Origin of the sequence: Mycobacterium sp. THU-M104 (genome assembly GCF_049197365.1) — a bacterium.
Taxonomy (GTDB): Bacteria; Actinomycetota; Actinomycetes; order Mycobacteriales; family Mycobacteriaceae; genus Mycobacterium.
Window position 1 is genome coordinate 1 of the sequence record NZ_JBMIOP010000233.1, and the last position, 8,743, is coordinate 8,743.

Consider the following 8,743-nt stretch of genomic DNA (forward strand, 5'->3'; position numbering starts at 1 on the left):
TGACGGCCGGCCTGCTGCGGCCGGCGCGGCCGTCGTCACTGAACGGACCCCTCACGACGATGCGGCGCTACAGCGTGGCCCGGGTCCGGCTGGCCGATCTTCAGCGGGTGTCCCAGGCGTTCGGCGTGACGCTCAACGACGTTGCACTGGCGGCGATCACGAACAGCTATCGCAGCGTCTTGCTGCAGCGGGGCGAACGGCCCGACCGCGACTCGCTGCGCACCCTCGTTCCCGTATCGGTGCGCACGGCCGACCATTTCGCAGCCACCGACAACCAGGTCTCGGCGATGCTGCCGCTGCTGCCGGTCGACGAGCCGGACCCGGTGCGGCAGCTGGAGCTGGTGGGCGAACGCCTCACCCGGGTCAAAGCCAGCGGTCAGAGCGAGGGCGGCAGCGCGGCGGTGTGGGCGGCCGGCGCCGTGCCATTCGCGTTCTCGGCGTGGGCGATTCGGCTGCTGGCGCGTCTGCCACAGCGCGCCGTCGTCGGCCTGGCGACCAACGTGCCCGGCCCGCGTAGCAGGCAGCGGCTGCTGGGCCGGCGGGTGCTGGAGATCCTGCCGGTCCCGCCCATCGCCCTGCAGGTGCGCACCGGTATCGCAATGGTCAGTTACGCCGACGCGTTTGTCTTCGGCATCAGCGCCGACTTCGACGCCGCATCCGACATCGGGGAACTTGCCGCGGGAATCGAGAACGGGGTGGCGCAGTTGGTCGCGGCGAGCCGCGCGCAACGCCGCAGGCGGGCCCCGGCGCCGACGGGCTGAGCCGTCTCCCGGTGGCGCGCCGTCGCCGGCCTGTGCCTGCCGTGATGAATTCCGGACGGGAGGGCGGCGGCTGGGAATGCCGGGCGGCGACCTCCGCCCTCCCGCCGGTCGATCACGCGTCGATCACGCGTCGATCACCTCGCGTTTGATGGCGTTGTCTTTGATGGCGTTGTCTTTGATGGCGTTGTCTTTGAGTGCGGTCTTCCCGCCGCGGTCGACGGCGATCTTGCGCGGCTTGGCCTTTTCCGCGACCGGGATGTGCAACCTCAGGACGCCTTCGCGGTAGGTGGCTTCGATCTTGTCTGTGTCGAGATTTTCGCCGAGGACGAGCTGGCGGCTGAAGACGCCGCGAGGCCGCTCGGTGGCCAGCATCTCCCGGTTCGGGTCCAGTGCGGGACGCTCCGCGCGCACGGTCACCACGTTGCGCTCGATGTCGATGTCCAGCGATTCGGCGTCGATGCCCGGAAGATCGAACTCGACGACGAAGTTCTCCCCGTCTCGCCAGGCATCCATCGGCATCACCGCGGGCCGGGCCGCGGTGCCGAATACCTGCTGGGTGAAGCGATCCAGATCGCGGAACGGGTCGGTGCGCATCAGCATGGCGGTCACCTCTCACTCCTAACCTATTGTGGTGAATCACATAATCCTATGTCAGATGACATAGATTTCTTATAGCACTATCGACATATCAACGCAACTGTGCTAAATACTTTTTCTGCACAGCTTTCTGGAGGAGATGCCGTGATGCCTGATCAGCCCGGCGATGGTGGTGCGCCGGCGCCCGATCGCGGCGTGTACGGAATCTCGGTAGCCGCCGAACTCTCCGGTGTCGCGGTGCAGTCGCTACGGCTCTACGAGCGCCATGGACTGCTGACGCCCGCCCGGAGCGAAGGTGGCACGCGGCGCTACAGTGCCGACGACCTGGCCCGGCTGCAACGCATCAGCGCCCTGGTCGACGACGGCGTCAACCTCGCCGGCATCGCCCGGATCCTGTCGCTCGAGGACGACAACGCCGAGTTGTCCGCGGACAACACCGATCTGCGGTCCACCAACCGCAGCTTGCGTGACGGGGCGAAGGCCCGCGGGCCCGCGCGGGATGCCGAACCGCCGCAGCACTGATCCGTAGGCCCGCCCCGCGACTACGGGATCTTCCATGAGAAACAGGACGGTGCCGTGAACGTCCCGCCGAGGCCGTGACCGACCGGCCCTCGACTGGCCTGTGAAAGCGTTGCCGGCCAAAGTATTTCCCTACGCAGCGGGACGTTGCGGGTGCGCGGGCGCAGGGGCGGCCGGTTTGGTTGCCGCGCCTCCGGGGTATGAGGTGCGCCATGACAGGCGCCGAGCGCTTTCCCACGCCCACGGGTGAAGTGTGGCCGGGCAGGGCCTACCCGCTGGGCGCCACCTACGATGGCGCGGGGACCAACTTCGCGGTCTTCTCCGAGGTCGCCGAGCGCGTGGAGCTGTGCCTGTTCGACGCCGACGACAACGAGAGCCGGATCACGCTGCCCGAGGTCGACGGGTTCGTCTGGCACGCCTACATCCCCGGCGTCGAACCGGGACAGCGCTTCGGCTACCGCGTCGACGGCCCTTACGAGCCGGAGAGCGGGCTGCGGTGCAACCCGAACAAGGTTCTGGTGGACCCGTATTCGAAGGCGATCGACGGCAGCTTCGAGTGGAACCAGTCCCTGTTCGGCTACCACTTCGGTGACCCCGACAGCCGCAACGACGAGGACTCCGCACCCAGCATGCCCAAGTCTGTGGTCATCAGCCCCTACTTCGACTGGGGCAACGACCGGCCGCCGGACCATCAGTACGCCGACAGCGTCATCTACGAGGCGCACGTCAAGGGCCTGACCCAGACCCACCCCGACATTCCCGAGCAGATGCGCGGCACGTACGCCGCGGTGGCGCACCCGGCGCTCATCGAGCACCTCAAGAGCATCGGTGTCACCGCGATCGAGCTGATGCCGGTGCACCACTTCGCCAACGACTCGACCCTGGTCGAGAAGGGCCTGTCGAATTACTGGGGCTACAACACGATCGGGTTCTTCGCGCCCGACTTCAAATACTCCAGCTCCACGTCCCCCGGCGGCCAGGTGCAGGAGTTCAAGGCGATGGTGCGAGCCCTGCACGAGGCGGACATCGAAGTGATCCTCGATGTGGTCTACAACCACACTGCCGAGGGCAACCACATGGGCCCGACGCTGTCGATGCGCGGGATCGACAACGCCGCGTACTACCGCCTGGTCGACGACGACAAGAAGTACTACATGGACTACACCGGCACGGGCAACAGCCTCAACGTCGGGCATCCGCACGCACTGCAGCTGATCATGGACTCGCTGCGCTACTGGGTCCTCGAGATGCACGTCGACGGTTTCCGGTTCGACCTGGCCTCCACCCTGGCCCGCGAGTTCTACGACGTGGACCGGCTGGCGACGTTTTTCGAACTCGTGCAACAGGATCCGACAGTCAGCCAGGTCAAGCTCATCGCCGAGCCCTGGGACGTCGGGCCGGGCGGCTATCAGGTGGGCAACTTCCCGCCGCAGTGGACGGAATGGAACGGCAAGTACCGCGACACCGTGCGCGACTTCTGGCGCGGCGAACCCGCCACCCTCGACGAGTTCGCCTACCGGCTGTCGGGCTCGGCCGACCTGTACGAGCACACCGCGCGCCGGCCGGTGGCCTCCATCAACTTCGTCACCGCCCACGACGGGTTCACGTTGCGGGATCTGGTGTCCTACAACGAGAAGCACAACGAGGCCAACGGCGAGGACAACAACGACGGCGAGAGGCACAACCGCTCGTGGAACTGCGGCGTCGAGGGGCCGACCGACGACGCGGACGTCAACGAGCTGCGCGCGCGCCAGCAGCGCAACTTCCTGACCACCCTGCTGCTGTCGCAGGGGGTGCCGATGATCTGCCACGGTGACGAACTCGGGCGCACCCAGCACGGCAACAACAACGGCTACTGCCAGGACAACGAGCTCACCTGGATCGACTGGGACGGCGCCGACACCGGCCTGCTGGAGTTCACCCGGGTGGTGTCGGCGCTGCGGGCCGAGCACCCGGTGTTCCGAAGGCGGCGGTTCTTCTCCGGCAAGCCGCTGGGCCGACGGGGCCAGGACGGGCTGCCCGACATCGCCTGGTTCACCCCGGAGGGTGCCGAGATGGCCGAGGAGGACTGGGGCGCCGGGTTCGCCAAGTCGGTCACGGTATTCCTCAACGGCCACGGGATCCCCGGCCGTGATCCGCGCGGCCAGCGGGTGGTCGACGACTCGTTCCTGCTGTGTTTCAACGCCCACCACGAGCCGATCGAATTCACCCTTCCGCCCAAGGAATTCGCGGCGACCTGGCGGTTGGTGGTGTTCACCGGGCCGGAGGAGAGGACACCGGCCGACGAAGTGCCCGGGGGTGGCAAGCTGACCGTGGAGGCCTACGCCGCCGTCGTGTTGCGGGCCCCGGACGGCCCCTGACCGGCGCCGTCCGGCCCTTCGCGATCCATCACCCCCGAGATTTCTTCAGCTCGTCGCCGATCTCGCCGGTTCGACGGCGTTCGTTCATCACCAATTCGGGTGCACGATCTGGGCGATCCGGAGCATCGCATCGGTGCGACCATCGCCCGTACGGCGAGGCGGCTTCGCCGACCACGGCCCGGACCGACCGATGCGGCCCGGACCGATGCGGCCCGGACCGACCGATGCGGCCCGGACCGATGCGGCCCGGACCGATGCGGCGATGTGCGAGGCCAAACTGGCCGGCCGAAATACGGTCGTCGACATCTGAGCGGGCGTGCCGCCGCGATCCGGTAGGTTTCTCGCCAGTGGGTGAGTCGTTACAGAAAAGAGTGAATATGTCACGGACAGTGGTGGTGGGCGCCTCGAGTGGCCTCGGGCGCTGCATTGGTGTCGGCCTGGCGCAGCGCGGCCATCAGGTGGCGCTGCTCGCCCGGCGCCGTGAGCGCATCGAGGCCGCCGCCCGGGAGGCGGGGGCCGGCGCGATCGCCGTCGAATGCGACGTCATCGACGAGGCCGCCTGCCGCTCGGCCATCCAGGAGGCCGCCGACGCCCTGGGCGGCATCGACAACCTCGTCTACACCCCGGCCGTTGGGCCGCTGGTGCGCATGGTCGACACCGACGCCGAGACGTGGCGGCGCGTCTTCGACACCAACGTGATCGGTGCGGCACTGGTCACGGCCGCGGCGGTGCCGCACCTGACGCCTGATGCCGGCAAGGAGGCGGGCAAGGCGGTCTACCTGTCCTCCGACGCCGGAACCTTCGGACCGCCGTGGCCGGGGCTGGGGGCCTACGGCGTCAGCAAGGCGGCTCTGGAGCGGCTCGTGGAAGCGTGGCGCACCGAGCACCCCGACATCGGCTTCACCACGCTCATCGTGGGGGAGTGCGCCGGCGGCGAGGGCGACGCGGCGACGGGCATGAACATCGGCTGGGATATGGACCTGGCCATGAAGGCCGTCCCGCTGTGGGCTTCGCGCGGCTGCATGCCCGGCAAGCTGATGCCCGTCGAGGACCTCGTCGCGGTCGTGCACACGATCCTGGGCACGGACGCGGCGACGTCGATGCCGCTCGTGGTTGCTCGGGGCGCACCCGCCGGGCCCGCGGCGTTCGCGGAGTCCGCCCCGTCGTCACAGCCGTAACGTCGGCGCCGGCTCAGCGGCCGAGCTTCTCGCGGACCTTGTCGGTGAGGAACCGCCCAGCCGAGACCGGCCGGAACGCGCGGGCGGCGGCGGTGAGCGCGTCTCGGGACTCCGCGGGCAGCTCGACGTCGGAGGCGGCGACGTTGAACTCGAGCTGCTCGACGCTGGAGGCCCCGGGGATGGCGACGACGCCCGGCAGGCTGATCAGCCAGGCCAGCGCCACCTGGGCCGGCTTGGCGCCCACCTGCGCGGCTACGTCGCGCAGCGTCTGCAGCAGCGGCTCGATGCGGCGCAGGTTTTCGGTGCCGAACAATGGGTTCAATGCACGAACGCCCCCGGGCCGGTTGTCGAGGCCGTACTTGCCGCCCAGCAGCCCCTGGGCCAGCGGGCTGTAGGCGATCACGACCCGGTTCTCGCGTTCGGCGAACGGCACCAGGTCCTCGAGCGCACCGGCGTGGGCGAGCGAGAAATGGACCTGGTTGCTGATCACGGGACGGCCGAGCGCCGCATCGGCCTTGCGCCACCGCGCCAGCGAATAGTTGGAGACCCCGGCCGCGCCGATCTTGCCGCGATCCAGCAGCCCACGCATGCCGGGCATGATCACCGAATCCGGGAACACCGGGTTCGGCTGATGGACCTGGTACAGCGGGATGCGGTCCAGACCCAGCCGGCGCGCGCTGGCGGCCGCGCGCTGCCTGACCACGGCGGGGAAAGGGGCGACGGGCATGATTTTGCTGGCCACCGCGACCTCGGCGCGCTCGGCGCCGAGGGCCTGGCCGAGGATGCGCTCGCTTCGGCCCAGCCCATACACCTCGGCCGTGTCGAACAGCGTGACCCCCAGGGCGCGGGCCCGCCGCACGATGTCACCGGCGGCGCCGGAGGCGTAACTGGCGCCGTAACCCCACTCGCGCGAACCGAACTGCCACGTGCCCAGGCCGATCCGGCTTACCCGGCCGACCCCGTCGACGTCGAGATACTGCATGAACCCCACCCTACTGGCCCATCCTGCCGTCCCACCTTACTGAGGAATCTTGTCGAGGATGTAGTTGGCGATGCTCACGGCCGACTGGCGGGGGATGCGGCCGTCGGTCGTGCCGCTGCAGGACACGTACAGGTCGACGACCACGTTGGACCGGGCCGCGATCGCGCGCACGGAGCGCACCTGCAGCCCGCGCGGCGCGAGGTCCAATGTAGTGATGCCGTCACCGGCGTCGGAGGGTTCGCCCAGAGAAAACGGGATCGCCTCCCTGCCGGGGACGGTTACCGCGACGGTGGAGCCGCCGCAGTCGCGCCATCCGGACAGCAGTGTGTCCAACTGTGACCGGGCCGCGGGCGGATCGCGCAACGCCGCGACCGCCTGGATCACCTGAGTCGACTTGAGAAAGCTGCGGGTGTCGGAGAATTCCGCCGCGCGGTACCCGAAGATGGCGCCCGCGGTGTAGGCGTCCGGGGTCCCCGGCGCGATGCTTCCCCAGCACTGCGGGCGGTCGATCGTTCCCTCCCGGTCGGAGCGGGCCGGATGATCCCATGTCTGGCCGGCCGCGAGGTTCTGGTCGCCGGTGATGTTCCGCAGGTCGCCCACGTTGGGCAGCAGCGCGCCCACGGCACGCGGCGCCACCGTGGGCGCCGGCTCGGCCGTGCTGGCAGGTGCGCCGGGCGCCGCGGTGCGGCTCGACGTGTACTCGGCCAGCATCGCCCACGCGACCAGCGCGAACACCGCCAGTATGACGAAGGCGTAGGACAGCGCCACCCCGGCCACCGCGCGGCCGTGGCCGCGCTCACCGGTGCGCCGGATCTGGACGAGCGCCACGTGTCCCAGCAGTGCTCCGGCGGGGGCGCAAAGGAACGCGAACACCAGCGACAGCGTGGCGAACACGTTGACGGGCGCGTTGACGGGCGCGTTGACGGGCGCGTTGACGGGCGCCGCCGGGCGGGGATCCACCGGCGGGGGCGGGAGAACCGGCGGGCCCGTCGGCGGGGCGGCATAGGGGGCCCGCCCGAGCGGATCGTAGCTGAAGGGGCTTTGCCCGTAAGGATCCTGGCCATAGAACCCGGGGCCATAGAACCCGGGGCCATAGGAGTTGGGGCCATAGGAATTGGGGGGAGCGCTCATTGCGGTGCCCTCCTCGATGTGGGTCCTGCCGAGAATGTATCCGATGGCGGACCGGGCTGCCGCCGGGAGCCTTCCGCGGTGCCCCCACGAAGTTGCTGAACTTGGGTTGCGGCCAGCCCGGGAGCGGTGGTGCACCTCATGTCGGAGAGGTGCGCCGTGGAGCGCGCCGCCGCCCGCCAGCATCGCCACCTGGCTGCCGGGTTGATCACCTCGGCCGCCCGCGGCGATACCGAAAGCGCCGAGACGCGCGAGAAGCAGCACCAGTGGGTCGCGCGAGTGACGTCATACCGGCTGCCATCCTCGGTGCACGTGTGCGATTCGTCCGGTGCAGTACCCGTGCACAGGGTGTTTGCCGGTAGCATGCGTCGAAACGAACGAGGTGGGCTGACGATGGCCAACGGGGTGTCCAGGGTGGTCGGTTTCTTGCGCGCGGGTTATCCCTCGGGTTTGCCGGCCACCGGATACGTGCCGTTGTTCGCGTTATTGCGCCGACGCATTTCCGACGACGAGATCGCCGCGATCACCGAATGCATCAGTGCCGGGGGAGTGCCGTTCGGCGCCACCGACGTGGGCGTGGAGATCAGCCGGATCACCAACGACATGCCGTCCCTCAACGACATCGGCCGCGTGCACGACCGACTCATCGCCCTCGGCCGGCGTGCCGATCACGGCGCCTGACGCCCGGCGGCCGATGCTGACCGGCTTTGGGTGTCCGTTGCGCGCGCCGTTGGCCGCGGAGCGCTCGCCGTTGGCGGTCGGCAGGGTCTTGAGTGCGTTCAACGGCTCAGTGTTTTCAACGGCTCAGTGTTTTCAACGGCATTGTCCTGCAAGCTGTCCGAGCTCAGCCAGGTCGCGCTCCGCGTCGCTCTGGCGGACGTAGATGGTGAGGTCGGCCACCCGCTGGGCGTGCCGGCCGTCTTGGCACAGCGGCCCGAGCCCCAGGGCCCGGCCGGTGCGGGTGATGGCCTCGTCGGCCGCGTGCTCGACGATGCTGCGGACGCGTCGGGCGAGTAGCTGGGCGGTTTCGGTCCGGTCGAACGGGTCGGCGTCGATGCGGGCGGCGGCGGTGGTCAGCATCGCCTCGCCGGCGGCGAGCGCGGCGTCCACCGCGCCCAGGTGAGCCAGCGAGTAGGCGTCCGCGCATTGGCGTTCGGCGCAGCGGTACAGCGGCTCGGCGACGCGGCGCGCGCCGCCGAGCCAGCACGCGGCCACCCC

The 8,743-nt window shown here is 69.4% G+C and carries 8 protein-coding genes and 1 pseudogene; 5 read left to right on the forward strand and 4 right to left on the reverse strand.

Features of this window, described 5'->3' with window-relative positions; translation table 11 throughout:
• On the forward strand, positions 1-761 hold a 761-nt coding region (locus ACOJVU_RS17580; RefSeq protein ID WP_421530946.1), incomplete at its 5' end, for a WS/DGAT domain-containing protein.
• A 123-nt stretch (positions 762-884) separates the two neighbouring features.
• Here the strand turns inward: ACOJVU_RS17580 and ACOJVU_RS17585 are convergent.
• Positions 885-1,361: an Hsp20/alpha crystallin family protein gene (locus tag ACOJVU_RS17585; RefSeq protein ID WP_421530952.1), complete on the reverse strand. Its 477-nt coding sequence runs from the start codon at positions 1,359-1,361 to the stop codon at positions 885-887.
• Positions 1,362-1,505: 144 nt separating this feature from the next.
• Here ACOJVU_RS17585 and ACOJVU_RS17590 point away from each other — a divergent pair, with 144 nt between their 5' ends.
• The 3 genes from ACOJVU_RS17590 (at position 1,506) to ACOJVU_RS17600 (ending at position 5,415) form a co-directional block, all read left to right on the forward strand.
• Positions 1,506-1,880, forward strand: coding sequence for a MerR family transcriptional regulator (locus tag ACOJVU_RS17590; protein WP_421530947.1), 375 nt, complete (start codon positions 1,506-1,508; stop codon positions 1,878-1,880).
• A 209-nt stretch (positions 1,881-2,089) separates the two neighbouring features.
• Entirely contained in the window at positions 2,090-4,237 is a 2,148-nt protein-coding gene (gene glgX / locus ACOJVU_RS17595) for a glycogen debranching protein GlgX (RefSeq protein WP_421530948.1), read from the forward strand.
• Between the two features lie 389 nt (positions 4,238-4,626).
• Complete coding sequence (locus ACOJVU_RS17600) at positions 4,627-5,415, forward strand: SDR family oxidoreductase (protein ID WP_421530953.1); 789 nt, start codon at positions 4,627-4,629, stop codon at positions 5,413-5,415.
• Positions 5,416-5,428: 13 nt separating this feature from the next.
• Here ACOJVU_RS17600 and ACOJVU_RS17605 read toward each other — a convergent pair whose 3' ends face one another.
• Together ACOJVU_RS17605 and ACOJVU_RS17610 are read right to left on the reverse strand one after the other, a co-directional pair.
• The gene (locus tag ACOJVU_RS17605) at positions 5,429-6,397 is read right to left on the reverse strand and encodes an aldo/keto reductase (RefSeq protein WP_421530949.1); all 969 of its coding nucleotides are present in this window, start codon (positions 6,395-6,397) and stop codon (positions 5,429-5,431) included.
• Positions 6,398-6,433: 36 nt separating this feature from the next.
• A complete protein-coding gene (locus tag ACOJVU_RS17610) occupies positions 6,434-7,528 on the reverse strand; it encodes a sensor domain-containing protein (RefSeq protein WP_421530950.1) in 1,095 nt (364 codons plus the stop codon).
• A gap of 138 nt (positions 7,529-7,666) precedes the next feature.
• Between ACOJVU_RS17610 and ACOJVU_RS17615 the strand changes: the two genes are divergently transcribed.
• Complete coding sequence (locus ACOJVU_RS17615) at positions 7,667-8,206, forward strand: DUF3349 domain-containing protein (RefSeq protein ID WP_421530951.1); 540 nt, start codon at positions 7,667-7,669, stop codon at positions 8,204-8,206.
• A gap of 132 nt (positions 8,207-8,338) precedes the next feature.
• On the opposite strand, the pseudogene ACOJVU_RS17620 reads toward ACOJVU_RS17615, so the two are convergent.
• A pseudogene (locus ACOJVU_RS17620) lies at positions 8,339-8,743 on the reverse strand (acyl-CoA dehydrogenase); the annotation flags it as partial.